Below are 21,352 nucleotides of genomic sequence, written 5' to 3'. Positions count from 1 at the left end.
GCCGGGCGGAGACGCTCCGCTCGGCGGTGCCGTCGTGCGCCTGGGGGCCCTCCCCGAGGCCCACGACTCCGTGGTGTGCCTGACCTACACCGGTGACCGGCCCCTGCTGGTGCGCAACCGGCGCCGGGCCTGGGAGTTTCCCGGCGGGCACGCCGAACCGGGGGAGACCCTCCAGGACACCGCGCGCCGTGAGGCCCGGGAGGAGGCCGGCGCCACCCTCGGCGACATCAGCGCCGTCGGTCACTACGTGCTCTCCGGTGGTCACGTCACGGTGGTCACCCACGCGCGGGTGACCGCGCTGGACCCGCTGACCGGGGAGTTCGAGACCGTGGAGGTGCGGGCCTTCGACGTCCTGCCCTCCGACGACGAACTCTCCTGGGCGGACGGACTCTACGCCCACCTGCTCCGGGAGCTGGGGCTGCCCGGAGCGCCGCCGAGGCTCTCCGCTAACCCCTGAGCCGCCGGACGTAGACGGTCTCGGAACCGACCGGGGCGTAGCCGAGCCGCCGGTTCGCGGCCAGCATCGGCGCGTTGTCCTCGTGGTTGCCGGTGTAGGCGTAGCGCATGCCCCGTTCACGCGCCCGGTGCAGTGCCGCGGCCTTGGCGTACCCGGCCAGACCGCGCCCCCGGAACTCGCGCAGGGCGCCGGTCATGGACGACTCCATCCGGGTCTCCCCGTCGCTGACGTAGCAGGTGATGGCGGCCGGTACGCCCTCGACCAGCGCCAACAGGGACAGGTCCGGTGCGCGGAGCGGATGCTGCCACACGTCCTTGCGCCACCCCTCGTAGGAGGGGAACCAGGAGTCCGCGCCCGGCTCGTCCAGGCTGGCCAGCCTGTCGACCTCGTAGATCTCGCGCGGGTCGTCGGCGTAGTCGCTGAACGGCCGCAGTTCGACGCCCTCGGGTGCTCTCGGCGGGTCGGTGAGCGCGGCCAGGTCCAGGCCCAGGACGAGGTTGGTGTCCTCCGGGGTGTATCCCCGTTCCAGCACCGTCCGCCGGAAGGCCTCACCTCCGGCCTGGACGTCCTCCTCGGCGGCCTCGGCCCGCAGCACCTCGGCCCCGCCCTCGACGAGGTGGCGCTCCGAGGCGTCCAGCAGGCGCGCGCCCACGTCCGTGTCCCGGTGGGAGGCGGCGACCGTGGCGAGGAGGGACCGACCGCTGCGGGGGCCCTCGCCGTCGCGGCGCAGCGCGGAGCGCAGGAAGCCCACCGGGACCCCGTCCTCCACCGCCAGCAGAGTGGTCTCGCGCATGCCGGGCCGGGGGTTCTCCGCCCGCCAGCGCATCGCTTCCGCGGTCAGCACGCGGCAGGGGTGGACGGCGCGCAGGAGGGCGAGGACCAGGGGGATGTCGGCCCGCTCCATGGGGCGGATCTGAGTCGTCATGGGGTGAGACTAGGTCCGGGGTCCGGCGGGTGCACCCGGTTTTCCCGCGGGCCGAGCGCCGCGTCCGGCGGCCGCGAGTCCGCTCCGCGCCTCGGCGTCGGAGCGCGGACGTCCGCGCTCCGACGCCGGGGACCGCGAGGGCCGTCCGGGACCGTTCAGGAGCGCTCCTCCTCCGTCCGGGCCTCGGCCTGCTCCCGGGCGAGCCGGTCCAGCCAGTGCACGATGCCGGACACGTTGGCCTCCGCGCCGCTGAGGGTGTCCAGGATCGCGGCTGACTCCGCGGGCACCTCCGGCGGCATCGGCGCGTAGCGCGAGACCACCTTGTCGCGCACCATGGCGATCGCGTGGTCCAGGTCGCCGGTGCTGCCGTGGGACTCGCGCACCGTCTCCACCCACAGCCGCAGCTCGGACTCGGCCCGGTCGAGGGTCTCGGGGACCGAGGTGACCGCGCCGAAGTGGGAGAACATCAGCCGCTGGGCGTCGATGTCCCCGAACAGCCGCAGGGTGCGCAGGCACGCCTCCATGTCGAAGTCCGGCGGTGGCGTGGCCGGGCTGACCTCTCCGGTGAGGGGCTTGTACACGCCCAGTGCGTCGCCGACGTACAGGTCGCCGGTGAGGGTGTCGACCAGGCCCATGTGGTGCTTGGCGTGGCCGGGGGCGTAGTGGGTCACCAGTCGGCGTCCGCCGCCCAGGTCGATCTCCCCCGTCTCGGCCACCGAACGGATACGGGACGCCTCGGTGGGGTTCATCCGTCCGAACAGGCTGTCCAGACGGTCGCCCCACACCATCTCGGCGCTGCGCATCAGCCTGCTCGGGTCGGCCAGGTGGCGGGCGCCGCGCTCGTGCACGACGATCTCGGCGTTGGGGAACAGGGCGGCCATGTCGCCGGTACCGCCCGCGTGGTCGAGGTGGATGTGGGTGACCACGATGGTGGCCAGGTCCGCGGGGGCCAGTCCGAGGCGGGTGACGGCCTCGTGCAGGACCCGCGCGGAACCGGCGGTGCCGACCTCGACGACGCAGGGCCGTTGGGAGCGGATGAGGTAGCTCGACACGATCCCCGGGTATCCGGCGAGCATCGTGTCGATGGCGAAGATGTCGTCGCCCAGCGGGGTGATCCCCTCGGGCAGACCGCTCACGTCCACGTCGTCGTGCACTGCAAGCACCCCTGTTCCTCGGTTGTCGTGGGGTTCGGCGGGGCCGAACCGGACAGGACCCGACTCTAGGACAAGGGTGTCACGGCTGGTCGGGGCGGGGCCGGCCCGGTCCCCGCCGGAGGGGGCGCGGCGCGCGGCCGGCGCCGGGGCGGGTTGTCCACAGCCTCACAGCGGGCCTTTCGCCGGGACCTTCGCCGGGGGATCCTGGTGGGAGAGCGCACGCCCCCACCGCACGCGGATGGCCGGACCGTCGGTTCCCGGCCCCGCGACCCTGCTTCGCGTCGCGCCCGTCTCCTCACTCTCCACCCATGGGAGGACGTCCACATGCAGCAGGAGTCCGCGGTCGCCCCGAGCCGGACCGCCCCCGACACCCCGTCCCCGCGGCAGGACCCGTGTGAGTCCGAGCACCGCAACGAGATCCTCGTGGCCGGGCGGATCACCGCCCGTCCCCTCATCCGCGAGCTGCCCAGCGGCGACCGGTTGGCCACGTGGCGGGTCTGTGTGGCCCGCACCCACGACAGCCGCTACCGCGGACGCCGGTCCGACTCGATCACCTGCACCAGTTTCGACCGCGACCTGCACGAGGGGATCCGCGCCTGGCGGCTGGGCGACGTGGTCCGGATGACCGGGGAGCTGCGCCGCCGCACCTGGAGGGGCCGGGAGGGCGTACGCAGCGTGTGCGAGGTGGAGGTCAGGGCCGCCACCCTGGTCCGGGCTGCCGACGGCCCGGAGCCCGGGGCGGTGCGGCGGTGAGGGCCCGCCGCGTGGGCTCACCAGCCCAGGCGGGACAGCGCCTCGCGTGCGGCGGGGCCGGACGGGTCCGCCGCACGGTCCGCCCAGACCGCCGCGCACAGTGCGCGCAGCCCGTCCAGCCGGTCCCCTGCCCCCTCGATACGCGGTGCGCCGCCGGTGACGGTCACCGTCCACCCCGCGCAGCGGGTGCGGTCGCCCTCGCGGACGACGGCCGGGTGCGTGTGGTTCATGCCCGACAGGTCCCACGCCAGGTAGCTGGGGCGCTGGTGCTCGGGTGCGGCGAGGGCGTCCATCGGGGTGGCCACCCCCGTCAGCACGAGCATCCCGGCCGCGCCGTGCGCGGTCGCGCCCTCGATGTCGGTGTCCAGCCGGTCGCCCACGATGAGGGGGTTGCGCGCTCCGGTGCGCAGGATGCCCTCCTCGTGCAGCGGACGCATGGGCTTTCCGGCGACGACGGGTTCGACCCCGGTGGCGTTGGCGATGACCCGGACGAAGGACCCGTTGCCGGGCGTCAGACCCCACTCGCTGGGCGCGGTGGCGTCGTTGTTGCTGGCCACGTAGAACGCGCCGCGCCGGACCGCGACCGTGCCCTGGTCGAGCAGGTCGCGGGTCATGTGCCGGGAGTAGCCCTGCACCACGGCCACCACCGAGGGGCTGTCCACCGACACCGGGCGCAGCCCCATCCTGCGCACCGCCTGGCGCAGCGCGGTGTCGCCCACCACCAGTACGTCCGAGCCCGCGGGGTGGCGTTCGCCCACCAGGCGGGCGGCGGCCTCGGCGGAGGTCACCACGTCCTCGGGGGCGGCGCCCACGCCCAGTTCGGTCAGGTGCTCGGCGATGCGCGCCGGGGTGCGCCCGGCGTTGTTGGTCACGAACGCCACCCGGGCTCCGGCGGCCCGCGCCTTGCCCACCGCCTCCGGTGCCGCCGGTACGGCCCGCGGGCCGATGTAGACCACCCCGTCCAGGTCCAGGAGCATCGCGTCGTGGATCTCGTTCAGGGGGCGGGCTGCGGCGAGCAGGGACATGGCGGAGAACCCGTTCCGTGTGATGGCGGTGGTCGTCTCCCAGGCTATGGCGCGGGCCCGCTCGGCCGGGACCGTCCGCCCGGGGCCGGGGTGTGCGCTGCGTCGCTGGCCCGCCGGTACGGCCGCGGGCGCCGGGCGCCCCGGGACGGGGATCACCTGTCCCGGTTCACGGTCATCCAGCTGGACGCGAAGGCCACCGCCCCGGGGAGGGAGAACAGCCGTGCGGTGGCCTCGCCCACGCGGCCCGAGGTCACGGCCCCGGTGCTCTCGAAGTCGGCGCCCAGCCGTGCGAAGTCCCCCTCGTCCGAGAGCACGTCGGTGAAGGCCACCCACTCCCGGCCGCCGTCCGGGGTCAGGACCGCGCATCCGGAGCGCTCCGGGCGGGGCCGCGGGACGCGGTACTCGGCCAGGTGGAAGGCGGTGCAGGAGTCGAACCCCGTGCCCAGCAGCAGGACCTTGGCCCGGACGCGTTCCAGTGCGGCGAGCGGGGAGTCCTCGCCCAGGCGGCAGCCGACCGGGTGGTGCGCCATGAGGTCGCGGGCGAGGGGGCCCAGGGCGGCGAAGGAGGTCTGCGGGTTCGCGCTGCGAACCGCTCCCGGCCAGGTGCGCACCATCTCCGGGACGCGGCCCATGTACCTGCTCGGTGTCAGGCGCGGGTCGAACCCGGGCGCCTGCGCGCGGATGACCGGCCACCAGTCCTCGGGGACCGGGGGGCCGCGCCACCCGGCGGGGTCGGTGTTGTCCATGGTCTGGGTGGGCACGACGAGCGTTCCCCCGGAGCCGACGGCGTCCATGAGGGCCTGCACGAGGGCCTGCTCACCACCGCACACCCAGCCCAGCGCGCTGAGGGAGGAGTGCACCAGGAGGGTGTCGGCGGGCGCTACCCCCAGCGCGGTCAGGTCGAGGGCCAGGGAGGCCCGGGTCTGCGGTCGGCCGGGGTTCTGCGCTCGGGCGGGCACGCTGGGCACTCCTCGGCTGGAAGGGAACGGAGCAGATCACCATGGGTACAGCAGGCGGTCGGTGCCGGGCCAGTGGATATCGGGCGGTCGGGGCCGGGGGGAGGCGCGCCGGGGGCGGGGGGTGGGGAGAACCCCAGGACGCTCGTGCGGTCGGCACCGTGGTCGCGGACGGGCCGAGCCGAGCACGATGGTCCGCATGTCCCTGACCAGAATCGCGGCGGCGGGCCTGGCCGCCGCCCTCCTGCTGCTCACCGCCGCACCCGCCCGGGCCGAGGTCCCCGACACGGCCCCTGACGCGCTGACTCCCGAGGCCGTGGACGCCTACGTGTCCGACTACCTGGACGCCTCACCCCTTCCGGGGGCCGCCGTCGCCGTGACCCGGGGCACCGAGGTGGTGCGCGCGGCGGGTTACGGCACCGACTCCGAGGGCGGGGCGATCACCGCCGACACCCCCATGGGTGTGGCCTCGGTCAGCAAGGCCTTCACCGCCCTTGCCGTCATGCAGCTCGTGGAGGACGGCGCGCTCACGCTCGACGACCGGGTGGCGCGGCACCTGCCGGGGTTCGCCCTCGACGACCCGCGCGCCGACCGCGTCACCGTCCGCCAACTGCTCACCCACACCTCGGGGATGTCCGACACCGCCTTCCGGGAGAAGAGCGCCCCCGCCGCCGAGGAGCTGGAGGAGGCGCTCGCCAGGATGGCCGACGCCGGGCTGGCCGCCGACCCGGGCACCGAGTTCCACTACCACAACCCCAACTACCACGTCGCGGCCCGGCTGGTGGAGGTCCTCGGCGGCCGCGCCTTCGGCGAGTACATGGACGAGCGCGTGTTCACGCCGCTGGGCATGGACGACACGGTCACCGTCGACACCGCGGAGGAGGTCTTCGCGGCGGGGGTGGCGCCCGGGCACGTCGCCGTCCTGGGCGGGGCCGTCGCGGCGCCCGAGCCGCAGAGCTACTTCAACGGCGCGGGCGGCATGGTCACCACCGCGCACGACATGGCCCGCTGGCTGGTCGCGCAGAACAACGGGGGACGGGGAGCCGACGGCGCCCGCGTCCTGTCGGAGGAGGGGATCACCGCCACCCGCACCCCGGTCGGCGGCGCGGGCGGCGACACCGCGCTGGGCTGGAACGCCGGGGAGAGCCCGGCGGGCGATCCGATGGTCTCGCACGGGGGCATCCAGTTCACCTACACCGCGCACCAGGCGCTGCTGCCCGCGAGCGGGTACGGCATCGCGGTGATGGCCAACACCGGGCTGGGCAGCGCCGACGCCTCCGCGCTGCTGCACGGGCTGGTGGCCCTGGCCGAGGGCGGGGAGCCCGCCGCGTCGAGCGCTCCGGCGCTGTTGGCGCTCGACCTGGTGTCGGTCGCCCTGGTCGGGCTGACCGGCTACCTCGCCCAGCGGGGTGTGCGGCGCGCCGGCGTCTGGGCGGAGGCCGTCCGTGTGCGTCCCCGGTGGCGCGGCGCGGTGCGCCTGCTGCCGGGGCTGGCCGTCATGGTCGCGGCCGTGTTCCCGAACCGGTTGGCGGCGCTGCTGGCCCAGGGCCGCGACATGACCTGGGGGCAGACCTTCTACCTGGCCCCCGCCCCCCTGATCCTGCTGGTGGCCGCCGCGCTCGCCTTCGCCGTGGTGTACGCGGCCCGGGCCGCCCGCCTCGTCGGAGCGCGGCGGTCGGCCCGGGGCCGCTCCCTCAGTCCAGGAGGCGCATGACCAGACCCGTGCGCGGTTTGGGGCCGAACGAGGTGGACTTGCGGGGGGTCAGCTCCCCGCGGTCGGCCACCGCGTACACCTGTTCCACGCGCAGCGGGGGCACGATGACGGCGGTGCCCTTCTCGTCGCGGGCGGCGGCGACCGCCTCGGCCGGGTCGTCGTGCACCATCCGCACCCGCTCCTCCGGTACCTCCCACAGCGGAAGCAGCACCTGGTGCAGGGCGGCCGTGGACAGGTGCCGCCACTGCGGGGAGCGGTCGGGCATGGCCCGCTCCAGCGCCCGCTCGTCGAAGCTGTGCACCAGGTGGGCGTCGCCCTCGGCGGAGACCAGCAGCAGGGCGGGCGCCTCCACCCGGTCCAGGGCGTGTGCGCGGGGGTCCGCGATCCTTTCCACGGAGGCCACCGCGCGGGCGGCCTCGACCGCGGCGTCGGTGTCCAGGCCGGGCAGCACCCGGTGGATGGCGCCCAGCCGGGGCGGGTGGGTGTCGCTGTCCACGAGCAGGGCCAGCCCGTAGCGCCAGCCCGGGTCGTCGTGGGCGGCGCGCAGGCGCCGGTAGGCGGCGTAGCGGTGGTGTCCGTCGGCGATCAGCGCGGACCGGCCCGCCAGGTCGGCGCCGACGCGTCGCAGCACGGCGGGGTCGGTGACCGCCCACAGCCGGTGCTCGGCTCCGTCGCGGGTGCGCGCGTGCGTCAGCGGGGTGCCCGCGACCGCCTCGGTGGCGGCCGACGCGTACCCGTCGCCGCCCCGGTAGACCAGGAAGATCGGTTCGAGGTTGGCCCGGGCCAGGCCCATCAGGTGGAACCGGTCGCGCACCGGCGGGTCTGCCACGTCCTCGTGCGGGCGCACAGCGGGTTCGGCGCCCTCCTCGGGCAGGCGCAGGTTGCCCACCAGTCCGCGCTGGCGCCGCCCGTCGGCCGTGACCTGCTCGTACACGTACAGCGCCGGTCGCGGATCCAGCGCGAGCACCCCGTCGTCGATCCAGCTGCGCAGCAGGTCGGCGGCCGTGCGGTAGCGGCGCGGCACGGCCGTCCCCGTCCCGGCGGGGCTCTGGCGGCTCAGTTCGAAGGGCAGGGTGACCCGCGCCGCGTTGTGCGGGTCGGAGCGCTGGAGCGCACGCGCCTCGTCGGCGTCGGGGATGTCGTAGGGAGGGGCCAGGAGCCGTGCGAGGTCGAACTCCCCGTCGACGAAGCGGTCCGCGTCGGGGTCGGTGTAGCGCAGACCGCGGAAGGGCGCCAGTTCGAGAGGTTGGCGAGGCATCCCAGCACGGTACCCGTCACCGCTCGCCGTGCGGCCGGTTCAGAGGAGTTTTCGCACGCGCAGCATGTCGCCGACGCTGGCGTCGATCCTGACCCGGCGGCCGAGCACGGCCTTGGCCACGTCCAGGCGGTCCTCGGCCAGGGCCACGAGGTCCTCGCTGCTCACGGTGATCCGCACCTGTGCCCGGGGCGCGGGCCGGTCCGCGGGGCGGTGGGTGACGTCGACCAGGCCGTCAAGGGTGAGACGCATGTCGAAGACGGCCTCCAGGTCGGGGACCTCCACGCTCAGGGAGCGTTCGCGGATGTACTTGCGGCGCTTCTCGTCGGGTTGGGCGAGGATGCGCTGGTTCACCTTCTCGATGCCGGCGAGACACGTGTCGATGCTGCTCATGGCCACATCATGCCCCAGGCGCCGGGTGTTCGCGTCCTTGTGGTGCCATCGGGACGAATGGGGCGGTCTTGGGAGTTCGCGTGTCAACGGCGGTTCGGTCCCGGTAGCGTTGGCCACGGCCCCCCGTCGCGCAGCGGCTCGCCCTGCCCGCGCCCCTTCCCCTTTCGCGGTCCCACCAAGGAGCACTTGTCATCATGGTCGTCGACGCGGTACGCACCTACCTCGATGCCGCCAGTGGCCTCACCGAACTCTCGCGCAAGCAGGCCGTCGCCGCGGCCAAGGCCCTGCTCAGGGCGGACGGTCCCGCCGCGCCGGCCGCGGCGGAGGGGGAGAGCCTGCCGCCGCGGGTGGGGCAGAGCATCCAGAACCTGGCCGGGGAGCTCATCGAGACCAGCCAGGCCAACCGCGCGGCCATCGCCGACCTGGTCCGCTCCGAGGTCGGGCGCCAACTGGAGCGGATGGACGTGGTGCCGCGCGCCGACCACGAGCGGCTGGTGCGCCGGGTCGCCGAACTCGAACGCCGTCTGGCCGCCCGCCACGCGGTCGAGCGCGTTCTGGCCCCCGTCGAGGCGGGCGCGTCCTCGCCGGTGCGTCCCGCGGCCGCCGCGGAGGCCGACGGTTCCGGAACCGGGGTGCCCGCCGGGGACGGTGCCGCGGCCGGGTCCGACGAGGACGGTGCCGGGGCGGGTGCCGAGTCCGGCGCGGTCGCGACCGAAGGCGCCGCGAAGGCCGCCGGGGTCCGGGACGCGCGGGAGGCCGACGACGACGGCGCGGACGCCTCCGCGGACGGGGCCGGTGCCGCGGCCGACGAGGGGGCCGAGGCCCGGGACGCCGACAAGCCCGCGGCCGGGAAGCCCCGTACCGCGGCCAAGACGGCCCGCGCGCGCACCGCCGCCAAGCGCACCACCAAGAGCAGGGGCACCACGAAGAAGTAGAGTCGGACCAGCGCGAACACCGGGAGAGGCATGGACCCCAACGAGCAGGCCCAGGCACTGGCCGAGCAGACCCTGCGCAGTACCAGGGAGCGGCTGGAGTCGCTGGAGTCCCTGCCCACCGCCGAGCACGTCGCGGTCTTCGACACCCTGCACCAGGAGCTGTCCGGGGTGCTCGGCGCGCTCGACCAGGGCGTCGGCGCCCCCGAACAGCCCCGGTATCCTCGGTAACCATGGCAAAACGCACCCGGCTCGACGCGGAACTGGTCCGCCGCGGGCACGCACGGTCCCGTGGACACGCCGCCGAGATCATCGAGGGCGGATTCGTCAAGGTCGCGGGGATCGTGGCCTCCAAGGCAGCGACCCAGGTCGGCCAGGACCAGCCCATCGTGGTTCGCCCGCCCTCCGACGAACCCCCCTACGTCTCCCGCGGCGCCCACAAGCTCATCGGGGCCCTCGACGCCTTCGAGTTCGACGTCACCGACCGTCGGGCCCTGGACGCGGGCGCCTCCACCGGCGGGTTCACCGACGTGCTGCTGCGCCGCAGGGCTGCCCACGTCACCGCCGTGGACGTGGGCTACGGCCAGTTGGCCTGGTCGCTGCGCAGCAACGACCGCGTGCGCGTGATGGAGCGGGTCAACGTCCGCGAGCTCACCCCCGAGCAGATCGGTGAGCCCCGCCCCGACCTGGTCGTGGGCGACCTGTCGTTCATCTCGTTGCGCCTGGTGCTGGGGGCGCTGCGGGACTGCGCGGCCGCCGACGCCGACTTCGTGCTCATGGTCAAGCCCCAGTTCGAGGTGGGCAAGGACAAGGTCGGCGCCGGGGGAGTGGTCCGCGAGCCGGAGCTGCGCGCCGAGGCCGTCTCCGACGTGGCCGCGCACGCCCTCACCCTGGGGCTGGGCACCGTCGGCGTCACCGCCAGCCCCCTGCCGGGCCCCTCCGGCAACGTCGAGTACTTCCTGTGGATGCGCGCGGGGGCCGCGCCCCTGGACCCGGACGCGTTGGCCCGGGCCGTGGAGGAGGGGCCGCGTTAGCGACCGTGGTGAGCGTGTCTCAGGAGTCCGGTAACGTGACCCGGCCGGGTCGGCGAACACCCCGGCCAGCACTTCAGGCTCCCCGCGGGGGAGTGAACGTAAGGGGACGGCGATGACCAGCGGACGCAGTGTTCTCCTGCTGGCCCACACCGGTCGGCCCGCCGCGGTACGCAGCGCCCAACTGGTCCACGAGAGCCTGAGCAGGGCCGGGCTGACCGTGCGCATGCTCAAGAACGAGATCGAGGAACTGGCCGCGGAGGACTGCGTGCTCTCCCCGGTCGAGGTCGTGGAGCCGGGGGAGGCGGCCCGGGGCGTCGAGCTGGTCATGGTGCTCGGCGGCGACGGCACCCTGCTGCGCGCCGCGGAGATCGCCCGCCCGGCCGGGGCGCCCCTGTTGGGGGTGAACCTGGGCCACGTGGGGTTCCTGGCCGAGGCCGAGCGCGAGGACCTGGGCGCGACCGTGCGCAGTGTCGTCAACCGCGACTACGACGTCGAGGAGCGCATGACCCTGGACGTGGCGGTCTTCAACGGGGGCCGGGGTGACGGGAGCCCGCCCGTGCGCAACTGGGCGCTCAACGACGCGACCCTGGAGAAGGGCGAGGCGCGCCGCATCCTGGAGACCGTCCTGGAGATCGACGGTCGTCCGCTCTCGCGCTGGGCCTGCGACGGTGTGGTGTGCGCCACCCCCACGGGTTCCACCGCGCACGCCTTCTCCGCGGGCGGCCCGGTGGTGTGGCCGGACGTGGACGCCCTGATGGTCGTGCCGCTCAGCGCGCACGCCCTGTTCGCGCGGCCGCTGGTGGTGGGGCCCAACGCGACGGTGGCCCTGGAGGTGGTTCCGGCCACGGCGCCGGGCGTGCTCTGGTGCGACGGACGGCGTATGGTCGAATTGCCCGCGGGGGCACGAATCGAGATCACCCGTGCCGACACGCCGGTTCGGCTGGCCCGGCTGCACCGGGCGCCGTTCACCGACCGGCTGGTGGCCAAGTTCGGACTGTCGGTCGCCGGATGGCGGGGCCGTAGCGAGCACGGTCGCTGACCGGGCCGCGCGGCCCGGTGCTCGGTGCGCGTGTGTGGGCAGTGGCGTCAACTACAGGAGAGGGATCGGTGCTCGAAGAAGTCCGTATCCAGGGACTCGGAGTCATTGACGACGCCGTTTTGGAGTTGTCACCGGGGCTGACCGTCGTCACCGGCGAGACCGGTGCGGGAAAGACCATGGTCGTCACCGGGCTCGGGCTGCTCTTCGGCGGGCGGGCCGACCCCCAGCGCGTACGTCCGGGTGCGGACCGGGCCGTGGTGGAGGGGCGCCTGACCGTCCCCTCGGGCGGCCGGGTGGCCGCCCGGGTGCTGGAGGCGGGGGGCGACATCGACGACGACGTCCTCATCCTCACCCGCGCGGTGTCGGCCGAGGGCCGCTCCCGCGCCACCATGGGCGGCCGGTCCGCCCCGGTGAGCCTGCTCGCCTACCTCGCCGACGACCTGGTCGCCGTGCACGGCCAGTCCGACCAGCAGCGCCTGCTGCGCTCGGACCGGCAGCGCTCCTCCCTGGACCGCTTCGCGGGCGAGCCGCTGACCAAGGCGCTCAAGCAGTACACCATGGCCTACCGGCGCCACCGGGAGGTGACGGCGGAGCTGGAGGAGCTGGTGGAGCAGGCGCGCGAGCGCGCCCAGGAGGCCGACATGCTCCGCTTCGGCGCGGAGGAGATCGCCGCCGCCGAGCCCCAGGCCGGTGAGGACGCCGAGCTGCTCGCGGAGGAGACGCGGCTGGCGCACGCCGACAGCCTGCGCGTGGCGGCCACCACCGCCCACGAGGCGCTGGCCGGGGACCCGGCCTCCGACGTGGAGGTGGACGTGGCCGCGCTGCTCTCAGCGGCCCGGCAGGCCGTGACGGCGGTGCGTGAGCACGACGCCGAGCTGGCCGCGATCGGCGAGCGGTTGGACGAGGCCTCCTACATCCTCACCGACGCCGCCACCGAGCTGGCCTCCTACGCCGAGTCGGTGGACGCCGACCCCGCACGTCTGGCCCTGGTGCAGGAGCGCCGCGCGCTGCTCACCTCGCTCTCGCGCAAGTACGGCGCGACCACGGACGAGGTGCTGGCCTGGGCCGAGAACGCGGCCAAGCGCCTGGCCGACCTGGAGGGCGACGACGAGCGCATCGACGCGCTGCGCGCCGAGGCCGACGAGCTGCACGAGCGCATGGACCGGTTCGCGGCCGAGCTGACCCGTGTGCGCACCGAGGCCGCCGACCGGTTCGGGGAGGCCGTGACCGAGGAGCTGACCGCGCTGGCCATGCCGCACGCCCGCGTGAGCGTGCGCATCACCACGGGTGAGGAGTTCGGCCAGCACGGGCGCGACGAGGTCGAGGTCCTGCTGGCCCCGCACCCCAGTTCCCCGCCCCTGGCCCTGCACAAGGGCGCCTCGGGCGGTGAGCTCTCGCGCGTGATGCTGGCCATCGAGGTGGTCTTCGCCGGCGCCGACCCGGTGCCCACGTTCGTCTTCGACGAGGTGGACGCGGGTGTGGGCGGCAAGGCCGCGGTGGAGATCGGCCGCCGGCTGGCCCGGCTGGCCCGGCGCGCCCAGGTCATCGTGGTCACGCACCTGCCGCAGGTCGCGGCGTTCGCCGACGCCCACCTGGTGGTGGAGAAGTCCACCGAGGGCCTGGTCACCGAGAGTGGTGTGGTGCGGCTGGACCGCGGGGGCCGGGTCCGGGAGCTGTCGCGGATGCTGGCGGGGCTGGAGGACTCCGAGCTGGGCCGTGCTCACGCCGAGGAGCTGCTCACCAACGCCGATCCGGAGCGTGCCTATCCGGCGGCCTGACCTGGGCGTTGTGTACACGTTCGGAACGGATGTGTGACCTTCCGGCGTTTCGGGGTAGTGGGCGGGCAGGTCGCCGCGGTCGTCCCGGAACGGGGTGGGGTCGGCGGTCTCGACCAGAACACGCCGATCTCACAGCTGTGATGACTCTCCGTAGGTGAGTTCTGACAGTATGCCAGCGATGAAGGTATCGGATGCGCTCAGCGCCACAGTCATGCGGTTCCGCCGCACCCGGGCGGACGCTCCCACAGGGCTGATCGCGCCCGTCCGCTCGGACCGGCGCACCAAGAACCTGACCAAACGTCTGCGACCGGGCGACATCGCGGTCATCGACCACGTCGACCTGGACCGCGTCAGTGCCGAGGCCCTGGTGGGCTGCGGTGTGTCGGCGGTCCTCAACGTCGCCACGAGCATCAGCGGCCGCTACCCCAACCAGGGGCCGGAGATGATCGTGGACGCGGGGATCCCCCTGGTCGACGACGTCGACCCCGAGGTGTTCACCCGCGTCCGCGACGGTGAGCGGCTCCGCCTGGAGGGCGCCACCCTGTACCGCGGCGACGAGGTCGTCGCGCGCGGCACCCTCCAGGACCAGGGGACCGTCAGCGCGGCGATGGAGGAGGCCCGCGCGGGCCTGGCCACACAGCTGGAAGCCTTCGCGGCCAACACCATGGCCTACCTCCAGCACGAGCGCGACCTGCTTCTGGACGGCATCGGCATCCCCACCATCGAGACCGACATCGAGGGCCGCCACGTCCTCATCGTGGTCCGCGGTTACCACTACCGGGAGGACATCGCGGCGCTGCGGCCCTACATCCGCGAGTTCCGGCCGGTCATCATCGCCGTGGACGGCGGGGCGGACGCGGTCATGGAGGCGGGGTACAAGCCCGACATCATCGTCGGCGACTTCGACTCGGTCTCGGACCGGGCGCTGGCCAGCGGGGCCGAGCTGGTCGTGCACGCCTACCGCGACGGCAGGGCCCCGGGCCTGCCCAGGCTCACCGACCTGGGGCACGGCGCGGTGGTCTTCCCCGCCACGGGCACCAGCGAGGACGTGGCGATGATGCTCGCCGACGGCGCGGGCGCCGCGCTCATCGTCGCCGTGGGCACCCACGCCACCCTGGAGGAGTTCCTCGACAAGGGCAGGGCGGGGATGGCCAGCACCTTCCTGACCCGGCTGCGGGTGGGCGGCAAGCTCGTCGACGCCAAGGGCGTCAGCCGCCTGTACCGCTCGCGCATCTCCCCCTGGGCCCTGCTCGGGCTGGTCGCGGCCTGCCTGCTCACCATCGTGGTCGCCGCCTACAGCTCACCGGCGGGCCAGGTCTACCTCACCTTTCTCGCGGCGCGCTGGGACGCGTTCTCCTACTGGTTGACAGGGCTGTTGACGTGATCGATTTCCGCTACCACCTGGTGTCCATCGTCGCGGTGTTCCTCGCGCTCACCGTGGGGCTCGTCCTGGGGACCACCATGCTCCAGGACCCGCTGCTCAACACGCTCCAGTCCGAGACCGCCGACCTGCGCAGCCAGAGCGAGGAACTGCGCGCCGAGCGCGACGCCGCCGACCAGGTCAACGCCGGGGCCGACCGGATGGCCGAGGCCGTGTCCGACGACACGCTCGCCGGTCTGCTCACCGACCTGGGCGTGGTGGTCGTGAGCGCTCCCGGAGCCGACACCGAGACGGCCGACGCCCTGGCCGGGCGCGTGGAGCAGGCGGGCGGGGAGATCGTCGGCCGGGTCCAGATCAGCGACGCGTTCCTGGACGGCGGCAACGCCACCTTCGTCGACGAGTTGGCCCTGCAGATCACCCAGGACCCCCAGGACCTGTCCGGCAGCCCCCACGAGAAGGCGGGCGCCGAGATCGGCCGTGCCCTGGCCGCCGCGGAGGAGGAGCCCTCCGGGGAGGGGGACCCCGGTGACGAGGAGGCCTCCCCGTCCGACGACCCGTCCGCCCGGGAGGGGGAGGGCGGTGACGGCGGCTACGACCCGTCGGCCGTCCTGGAGGCCTTCACCGAGGGCGGGCTGATCACGGTGGAGGGGGACCCCGCCGAGTCCTCCGACGCTGTGGTCGTCCTCGCGCCCTCGGGCGGGTCCTCTCCCGAGGGTCAGGACCCGCAGACCGCCAACGCGGTGCTGAACACGATCACCACGGCCCTGCACCAGGAGGTCGGCGCCACCGTCGTGGCCGGTGACGGTCCCTCCGCCCGGGGCGAGGGGATGCTCGCGCAGGCGCGCGCAGCGGAGGCGGCCTTCGCCACCGTGGACGTGGCCAGCCGTCCGATGGGCGAGGTCATCACGGTCCTGGCCCTGGCCGAGAACCTGGAGGAGGCCGGGGGAGCCTACGGCATAGGCGAGGGGGTGGCGGGCTTCCTCCCCGACCCGCTGCCCGAGCCGCGCGAGGTCTCCGAGGACTCCTCCGAGGCCTCCGCGGAGCCCACCGGGAGCGAGGCCGCCCGCGACGCGGGCGGCGGCACCGAAGAGGCCCGCCGCACGGTCCGGGACGGGGAGTGACACCGTTGACCGCCCCCGTCCCCCTCGCGGACCCCGGGTCCGCAGCCGCGCGGTTCCTGGCCCAGGGCCTGACCGGTGCCCTGCTCGGAGCCGCCGCGGCCTCCACGGCCTACTCCGTGCTCACCCGGGGCCGCCGCGCCCGGCCCGGAGCCGTCCGTGTGGTCGTCCCCGGCGCACCCGACGCGTGCGGCACGCCGAGTCCGTCCGACGCCTCCGCGACGCCGGTCACCGCAGGGGCGGCGCGCACGGCGGCCACCGCCGGTGCGCCTGCCGTGCCGGTACCGCGTACACCGGCCGCACCGGGCCCGTCGGGCGCACCGTACGCACACGGCGCACCGGGCTCGTCCGGCACACCCGAAGTGCCGGACCTCTGGCTGCGCACCAACTTCCGCGGCCGCCGCGTCACCCTGCGCCAGGGGCCCGCGCTGGCCTGCGGCGTGTGCGCGGCCGTCCTGCTCGTGCCCGGCCCCGGCCCGCGCGTGCGCGCCGCCTCCGTGCTGGCCGCGGCGGGCGCCGCCGCCTTCGGGGTCTACGACGACCTGGCGGGCTCGTCCCGGGCCCGCGGCCTGCGCGGGCACCTGGGCGCCCTGGCGGGCGGCCGGGTCACCACCGGCATGGTCAAGATGGCGGGCATCGGGGCCACCGGGGTCGCCGCCGCCCGCCTGCTGCGCCGCTCGCCGCTGGACACCGTGCTCGACGGGGCGCTCATCGCCGCCAGCGCCAACCTGCTCAACCTGTTCGACCTGCGCCCCGGACGCGCGGCCAAGGTCGCGCTGTTCGCCGCCGCCCCCGCCCTGGCCTCCCCGGCCGCGCCGCTGCTGGGACCCGTCGTGGGCGCCTCGGCCGCGCTGCTGCCCGACGAGCTGGCAGAGCGGTCCATGCTCGGCGACGCCGGGGCCAACGCCCTGGGCGCCGCCCTGGGCGCGGCCGCCGCGGCCCGGGCGCCCCGCCCCGTGCGCGTGGCGCTGCTCGCGGGGGTCGCCGCCCTGACCCTGGCCAGCGAGCGCGTCAGCTTCTCCCGCGTCATCGACCGCGTCCCGGCCCTGCGCCGCCTCGACCGCTGGGGCAGGCACGAGTGAGACGGCCACGGTGTCCCGTACCATCCAGGGGGTGACGCGCGGAGTAGGCACGGCGGCGGCGCTCATCGCGGTGGTCACGGTGGGGGCCAGACTGGCGGGGTTCGGGCGCACCGTGGTCTTCTCCCAGACCGTCGGCGACACCTGTCTGGGCACCGCCTACGTCACCGCCAACCAGCTGCCCGCCGTCCTGTTCGAGATCGTCATCGGCGGGGCGCTCACCGCGGTGGTCGTCCCGGTGCTGGCCGCCGCCGCCGAGCGCGGCGACCGCGAGCAGGTGCGCCACACCGCCTCGGCGCTCATCACCTGGGTCCTGCTGCTGGCCGTGCCGCTGTCGGCGCTGCTCGCCCTGGTCTCGGTCCCGGCGATGTCGCTCATGCTGGGCGCGGGCGAGGGCTGCGACCGGGGCGCGCTGCTCGGGCTGGCCGCCCGCATGCTCGCGGTCTTCGCCCCGCAGATCGTCCTCTACGGCCTGGCCTCGGTGCTCTACGGCGTCCTGCAGTCCCACCGCCGCTTCCTGGCCCCGGCCCTGGCCCCGCTGGTGTCCAGCCTGGTGGTCATCGCCGCCTACGTGGCCTTCGTGCCGCTGGGAGCCGACCACCGCCAGGACGTGGCGGGCCTGCCGCTGGCGGCCGAGCTGGCCCTGTCCCTGGGCACCACCGCCGGGGCGGCGGCGCTCTTCCTCACGGTCGTGGGGCCCGCCCGGCGGCTGCGGGTGCGGCCCCGGCCGCGTCTGACCTTCCCGCCCGGGGTGGGCGGGCGCGTGCGCTCCCTGGCACTGGCCTCCCTGCTGCCGCTGGCGGCCATGCAGCTGTGCCTGCTGCTGTTCGTGGCCCTGGCCAACCGGGGCGGCGGCGCGGGCGCGGCCGTGCTCCACACCTACGCCTGGGCCCTGTTCACCCTGCCCTACGGGGTGATCGCGGTGCCCATCGCCACCAGCGCGTTCACCGCCCTGGCGGTCGCGCACGCCGAACACGACCGGCGGGGGTACGCCTCCCTGGTGGCGGGCGGCGCCCGCGCCTGCGTGGTGGTCACCGCCGGGGTGGGCGCCGCCCTGGCCGCCGCCGCGGCCCCGGTGGCCCTGGTCTTCGCCCAGCACGACCCCGTCACCCTGGAGCGCGCCCTGCTCGCCTACGCACCCGGGGTGGTGGGCTTCGGGCTGGTGGCCCTGCTCAGCCGGGCCCTGTACGCCTCGCACCACGGGCGTCTTGCCGCCACGGCCCAGGTGGTGGGGTGGCTGGTGGTGATGTTGTGTGCTGTGGTGTTGGTGTGGACGTTGCCGCCGGACTGGTCCATCGCCGGTCTGGGCGCGGCCAGCACGGTCGGGCTGAGCCTGGCCGCGGCCCTGTTGTGCGCTGCGGTGGCGCGCACGCACGGTCGGCAGACCCTGACGGGACTGGCGCGCTCGGTACTGGCCGCGGCGCTGGGCGGTGTGGTCGGGTGGAGCGCGGGGCGCGCGGTGGCCGCGGCCCTGCCCGCGGACGGCGTGTGGCAGACGGTGGCGGCGGCCGCGGTGTCGGCGACGGCGGCGCTGGCCGCCTACGCGGCCGTCGCGGCGGTGGTGGACCGTCCGGCGGTGCGCGCCGTCGCCGACCGGGTCGGGACCGTACTCGAACGCAGGAGGGAGAGGCGTTGAACGCCAGGATCGCGCTGGTCATCGGTACCAGCAGTGGAGGGGTGGGCCGCCACGTGCGCTCGCTGGGCGCGGGCCTGGCCGCGCGCGGCCACCGGGTGGCGGTGCTGGGCCCGGCCTCCGCCGAGCGCGAGTTCAGCTTCACCTCGGAGGGCATGCGCTTCTCCCCGGTCGGCATCGGAGCGGCGCCCTCAGCGGGCGATCCCGGCGCCGTGCTGCGCCTGCGCGCCCTGACCCGGGGCGCGGACGTGGTGCACGCGCACGGGCTGCGGGCCGGGGCCCTGTGCGCGCTGGCCGGCGCCTCTCCGCTGGTGGTGACCGCGCACAACGCGCCGCCGCTGGTGCGGGGGGCGCTGTCGGCGGCCTACCCGGTGCTGGAGCGGATCGTGGCGCACCGCGCGGACGTGGTGCTGGGGGTGTCGGGCGACCTGGTGCGCAGGCTGCGCTCGGTCGGGGCGCGCGACGCGCGGCTGGCGGTGGTGGCCGCTCCCGAGACCGGCGCTCCGGTGAACGGGCGCGAGGCCACCCGGGACGATCTGGCGGTGCTGCCGGAGCGGCCGCTGCTGCTGACCGTCGCCCGCCTGGCCGAGCAGAAGGGGCTGGACATGCTCCTGGCGGCGGCGCCGGCCATCGCCGACCGCCGCCCCGAACCGGTGGTGGCGATCGCCGGGGACGGTCCCCTGTGGGGGGAGCTGCACGACACGGCCGCGGAGATGCGCGCGGACGTGCGCATGCTGGGGCACCGCGCGGACGTGGCCGACCTGTTGGCGGCGGCGGACGTGTTCTGCCTGACCAGCCAGTGGGAGGGGCCCTCGCTGGTGATCATGGAGGCGCTGCGCGCGGGGCTGCCGGTGGTCTCCACCCGGGTCGGCGGCATCCCGGACCTGTACTCGGGGACGGTGCTGATGGTGCCGCCGGGGGATCCCGCGGCCTTCGCCGCCGCCGTGGGCCGGGTGCTGGACGATCCGGCGCTGGCCGAGGACCTGCGGGCGCGCTCGCGCGAGGCGGCCAAGGCGCTGCCGAGCGAGGAGGACGCGGTGGAGGCCGCCGCGGGCGTGTACAAGGCGGTGCTGCGCAGGTGAGGCGGGACGCGTGTGAATACGGGGGCGGGGTGGCCCCGGGGTCGGGTGGACCTGTCCCCGGGGTGCGGTCGATGCCACCTTCGCCGGGGCTTCACCTCGCGGGGGTGTAGATGTCATCCTGGACTACGGTCCGGTGTGTGCCGCCCACTGTGCGGTACCGGTATCCTGGCCTGACACGTGAGGGGAGTATCCCTGTCGCGGCGGTGTCGTCATCACGGCGGACAATGTCGTCCTCCCGGTGCCGCCGGTTCGCAGCGCTTCGCTGCGAGCGGGAGAGACCTCCGGTGGTTCGACGTGCGTGCACACCGCTCGCGCGCACTGACCGGAGGAGAGACCGTCCGTGAACGTTCCCTTGTGGTTGTGGGCTGCCACGATCGGCGCCATGGTCGCCATCCTGGTGATCGACCTCATCATCGTCGACCATCCCTGGAGCAAGACGAAGGGCCCCCAGGAGTTCGGCATGAAGCAGGCCGCCTGGTGGGCGGCCTTCTACATCGGCATCGCCATCATCTTCGGCTTCGGTGTCTGGTACTTCGGCGGAGGCGCCGCGGGCGCCGAGTACTTCGCCGGGTTCGTCACCGAGAAGAGCCTGAGCATCGACAACCTCTTCGTGTTCTACCTTCTGATGGGCTCCTTCGCGGTGCCCAAGAAGTACCAGCACGAGGTCCTGCTCGTCGGCATCGTCATCGCGCTGGTCATGCGCGGTATCTTCATCGTCCTGGGCGCCCAGGTCATCAACGCCTGGAGTGAGGTCTTCTACCTCTTCGGCGCCTTCCTGATCTACACCGGTTACAAGATCGTCCGCGACCACATGAAGGGCGACGAGGAGGAGAAGGACTTCACCCAGACCCCGGTGGTCCGCCTCCTCAAGCGCTTCTGGCCGGTGACCGACGACTACCACGGCGCCAAGCTCACCGTGAAGCTCGACGGCCGCCGCCACATCACGCCGATGCTGATGGTCATCGTCGCGATCGGCATGATCGACCTGGTCTTCGCCGTCGACTCCATCCCGGCGATCTTCGGTCTGACCCAGGACGCCTACATCGTCTTCACCGCCAACGCCTTCGCCCTGCTGGGCCTGCGCCAGCTGTACTTCCTGCTGGCCGGTCTGATGGACCGCCTGGCCTACATCAGCTGGGGCCTGTCGGCGATCATGGTCTTCATCGGCGTCAAGATGATCCTGCACGCCCTGCACGAGAACGGCGTGCACGTGCCCGAGGTCGGCATCGGCCTGTCCCTGACCGTCATCCTGGGCATCATGACCATCACCATCGTCGGCAGCCTGGTCAAGTCCCGCGCCGACGAGCGCAAGAACCCCGAGCTCAAGACCGAGCGCGACCCCTCGGTCGACTCCCCGGCGGACCGCTCCTGAGCGGACGGCGGGCCCGCGGGCGCGCCGAGGACATTCCGGGAAACGGCCGGATTCGAACAGCCGTTCGTCTATAGTGGTGGCACCCTGAGCGCTCCGGCGCCGGGGTGCCGCCTTGTTTTGCGAGGTGGAAGAAACCGTCGTCGGCGGTCGTTAGGCTGGACGGGCGGGAGAGGCGAGCGTCCTCCCCCCTCTCCTCAGCGGCCCGTCTCCGGGGCCCGGGCGGTCTCCGGGAGATCCCGACCGCCGCACGCGAAGTTCCACACGGGTCAGCC

At 74.4% G+C, this 21,352-nt stretch carries 20 protein-coding genes; 14 read left to right on the top strand and 6 right to left on the bottom strand.

Annotation, left to right across the window (positions count from 1 at the left end; all coding sequences use genetic code 11):
- Positions 1-34: 34 nt before the first annotated feature.
- A complete protein-coding gene (locus tag AC0VX6_RS19230) occupies positions 35-457 on the top strand; it encodes an NUDIX hydrolase (RefSeq protein WP_475465489.1) in 423 nt (140 codons plus the stop codon).
- Here the strand turns inward: AC0VX6_RS19230 and AC0VX6_RS19225 are convergent.
- A complete protein-coding gene (locus AC0VX6_RS19225) occupies positions 447-1,382 on the bottom strand; it encodes a GNAT family N-acetyltransferase (protein WP_274974034.1) in 936 nt (311 codons plus the stop codon). The genes AC0VX6_RS19230 and AC0VX6_RS19225 overlap by 11 nt on opposite strands.
- A 155-nt stretch (positions 1,383-1,537) precedes the next feature.
- Positions 1,538-2,536, bottom strand: coding sequence for an MBL fold metallo-hydrolase (locus AC0VX6_RS19220; protein WP_274978190.1), 999 nt, complete (start codon positions 2,534-2,536; stop codon positions 1,538-1,540).
- 324 nt (positions 2,537-2,860) lie between these two features.
- On the opposite strand from AC0VX6_RS19220, the gene AC0VX6_RS19215 reads away from it, so the two are divergent.
- Positions 2,861-3,289 carry a single-stranded DNA-binding protein gene (locus tag AC0VX6_RS19215; protein WP_274974033.1) on the top strand — a complete coding sequence of 143 codons (429 nt, stop codon included), beginning with the start codon at positions 2,861-2,863 and terminating at the stop codon, positions 3,287-3,289.
- A 17-nt stretch (positions 3,290-3,306) separates the two neighbouring features.
- On the opposite strand, the gene AC0VX6_RS19210 is transcribed toward AC0VX6_RS19215, so the two are convergent.
- Complete coding sequence (locus AC0VX6_RS19210; protein ID WP_274974032.1) at positions 3,307-4,314, bottom strand: HAD-IIA family hydrolase; 1,008 nt, start codon at positions 4,312-4,314, stop codon at positions 3,307-3,309.
- A 152-nt stretch (positions 4,315-4,466) separates the two neighbouring features.
- Entirely contained in the window at positions 4,467-5,273 is an 807-nt protein-coding gene (locus AC0VX6_RS19205; RefSeq protein ID WP_475465487.1) for an AAC(3) family N-acetyltransferase, read from the bottom strand.
- A 196-nt stretch (positions 5,274-5,469) separates the two neighbouring features.
- Between AC0VX6_RS19205 and AC0VX6_RS19200 the strand changes: the two genes are divergently transcribed.
- On the top strand, positions 5,470-6,984 hold the full coding sequence (locus AC0VX6_RS19200) for a serine hydrolase domain-containing protein (protein WP_475465486.1): 1,515 nt from the start codon (positions 5,470-5,472) through the stop codon (positions 6,982-6,984).
- Here AC0VX6_RS19200 and AC0VX6_RS19195 read toward each other — a convergent pair.
- Entirely contained in the window at positions 6,965-8,242 is a 1,278-nt protein-coding gene (locus AC0VX6_RS19195; RefSeq protein WP_274974029.1) for a DUF1015 domain-containing protein, read from the bottom strand. The genes AC0VX6_RS19200 and AC0VX6_RS19195 overlap by 20 nt on opposite strands.
- Before the next feature lie 39 nt (positions 8,243-8,281).
- Positions 8,282-8,632 carry an SCP2 sterol-binding domain-containing protein gene (locus tag AC0VX6_RS19190; RefSeq protein WP_274974028.1) on the bottom strand — a complete coding sequence of 117 codons (351 nt, stop codon included), beginning with the start codon at positions 8,630-8,632 and terminating at the stop codon, positions 8,282-8,284.
- Positions 8,633-8,826: 194 nt separating this feature from the next.
- Here AC0VX6_RS19190 and AC0VX6_RS19185 point away from each other — a divergent pair, with 194 nt between their 5' ends.
- The 11 genes from AC0VX6_RS19185 (at position 8,827) to AC0VX6_RS19135 (ending at position 21,080) form a co-directional block, all read left to right on the top strand.
- Positions 8,827-9,567: a coiled-coil domain-containing protein gene (locus AC0VX6_RS19185; protein WP_475465485.1), complete on the top strand. Its 741-nt coding sequence runs from the start codon at positions 8,827-8,829 to the stop codon at positions 9,565-9,567.
- Between the two features lie 30 nt (positions 9,568-9,597).
- Complete coding sequence (locus tag AC0VX6_RS19180) at positions 9,598-9,795, top strand: hypothetical protein (protein WP_274974026.1); 198 nt, start codon at positions 9,598-9,600, stop codon at positions 9,793-9,795.
- Positions 9,796-9,797: 2 nt separating this feature from the next.
- On the top strand, positions 9,798-10,598 hold the full coding sequence (locus AC0VX6_RS19175; RefSeq protein WP_475465484.1) for a TlyA family RNA methyltransferase: 801 nt from the start codon (positions 9,798-9,800) through the stop codon (positions 10,596-10,598).
- A gap of 112 nt (positions 10,599-10,710) precedes the next feature.
- The gene (locus AC0VX6_RS19170) at positions 10,711-11,637 is read left to right on the top strand and encodes an NAD kinase (RefSeq protein ID WP_013154043.1); all 927 of its coding nucleotides are present in this window, start codon (positions 10,711-10,713) and stop codon (positions 11,635-11,637) included.
- A 68-nt stretch (positions 11,638-11,705) separates the two neighbouring features.
- Positions 11,706-13,415: a DNA repair protein RecN gene (gene recN, locus AC0VX6_RS19165; RefSeq protein ID WP_274974024.1), complete on the top strand. Its 1,710-nt coding sequence runs from the start codon at positions 11,706-11,708 to the stop codon at positions 13,413-13,415.
- Between the two features lie 211 nt (positions 13,416-13,626).
- Positions 13,627-14,799 carry a putative cytokinetic ring protein SteA gene (gene steA, locus AC0VX6_RS19160; protein WP_274978189.1) on the top strand — a complete coding sequence of 391 codons (1,173 nt, stop codon included), beginning with the start codon at positions 13,627-13,629 and terminating at the stop codon, positions 14,797-14,799.
- Entirely contained in the window at positions 14,796-15,917 is a 1,122-nt protein-coding gene (locus AC0VX6_RS19155; protein ID WP_274974023.1) for a copper transporter, read from the top strand. The genes steA and AC0VX6_RS19155 overlap by 4 nt, the downstream gene beginning before the upstream one ends.
- A 359-nt stretch (positions 15,918-16,276) precedes the next feature.
- Positions 16,277-16,996, top strand: a complete 720-nt coding sequence (locus AC0VX6_RS19150; protein WP_475469398.1) for a hypothetical protein — start codon at positions 16,277-16,279, stop codon at positions 16,994-16,996.
- A gap of 10 nt (positions 16,997-17,006) precedes the next feature.
- Positions 17,007-18,629, top strand: coding sequence for a murein biosynthesis integral membrane protein MurJ (gene murJ, locus AC0VX6_RS19145; RefSeq protein ID WP_274974022.1), 1,623 nt, complete (start codon positions 17,007-17,009; stop codon positions 18,627-18,629).
- Positions 18,626-19,708, top strand: a complete 1,083-nt coding sequence (locus AC0VX6_RS19140) for a glycosyltransferase family 4 protein (RefSeq protein ID WP_274974021.1) — start codon at positions 18,626-18,628, stop codon at positions 19,706-19,708. Before murJ ends, AC0VX6_RS19140 begins: the two co-directional genes overlap by 4 nt.
- 340 nt (positions 19,709-20,048) lie before the next feature.
- Positions 20,049-21,080: a TerC family protein gene (locus AC0VX6_RS19135; RefSeq protein WP_274974020.1), complete on the top strand. Its 1,032-nt coding sequence runs from the start codon at positions 20,049-20,051 to the stop codon at positions 21,078-21,080.
- Positions 21,081-21,352 lie beyond the last annotated feature (272 nt).

The organism is Nocardiopsis sp. iso_25, from assembly GCF_056173305.1.
The sequence above is the reverse complement of the archived record's forward strand: the minus strand, read 5'-3'. Positions and strand labels throughout refer to the sequence as shown.

Bases quoted from the DNA above. Each gene is read 5' to 3' on its own strand.
- AC0VX6_RS19225 (WP_274974034.1), bottom strand. From the start codon at position 1,382: ATGACGACTCAGATCCGCCCCATGGAGCGGGCCGACATCCCCCTGGTC.
- AC0VX6_RS19215 (WP_274974033.1), top strand. From the start codon at position 2,861: ATGCAGCAGGAGTCCGCGGTCGCCCCGAGCCGGACCGCCCCCGACACC.
- AC0VX6_RS19210 (WP_274974032.1), bottom strand. From the start codon at position 4,314: ATGTCCCTGCTCGCCGCAGCCCGCCCCCTGAACGAGATCCACGACGCG.
- AC0VX6_RS19200 (WP_475465486.1), top strand. From the start codon at position 5,470: ATGTCCCTGACCAGAATCGCGGCGGCGGGCCTGGCCGCCGCCCTCCTG.
- AC0VX6_RS19195 (WP_274974029.1), bottom strand. From the start codon at position 8,242: ATGCCTCGCCAACCTCTCGAACTGGCGCCCTTCCGCGGTCTGCGCTAC.
- AC0VX6_RS19190 (WP_274974028.1), bottom strand. From the start codon at position 8,632: ATGAGCAGCATCGACACGTGTCTCGCCGGCATCGAGAAGGTGAACCAG.
- AC0VX6_RS19185 (WP_475465485.1), top strand. From the start codon at position 8,827: ATGGTCGTCGACGCGGTACGCACCTACCTCGATGCCGCCAGTGGCCTC.
- AC0VX6_RS19180 (WP_274974026.1), top strand. From the start codon at position 9,598: ATGGACCCCAACGAGCAGGCCCAGGCACTGGCCGAGCAGACCCTGCGC.
- AC0VX6_RS19175 (WP_475465484.1), top strand. From the start codon at position 9,798: ATGGCAAAACGCACCCGGCTCGACGCGGAACTGGTCCGCCGCGGGCAC.
- AC0VX6_RS19170 (WP_013154043.1), top strand. From the start codon at position 10,711: ATGACCAGCGGACGCAGTGTTCTCCTGCTGGCCCACACCGGTCGGCCC.
- steA (WP_274978189.1), top strand. From the start codon at position 13,627: ATGCGGTTCCGCCGCACCCGGGCGGACGCTCCCACAGGGCTGATCGCG.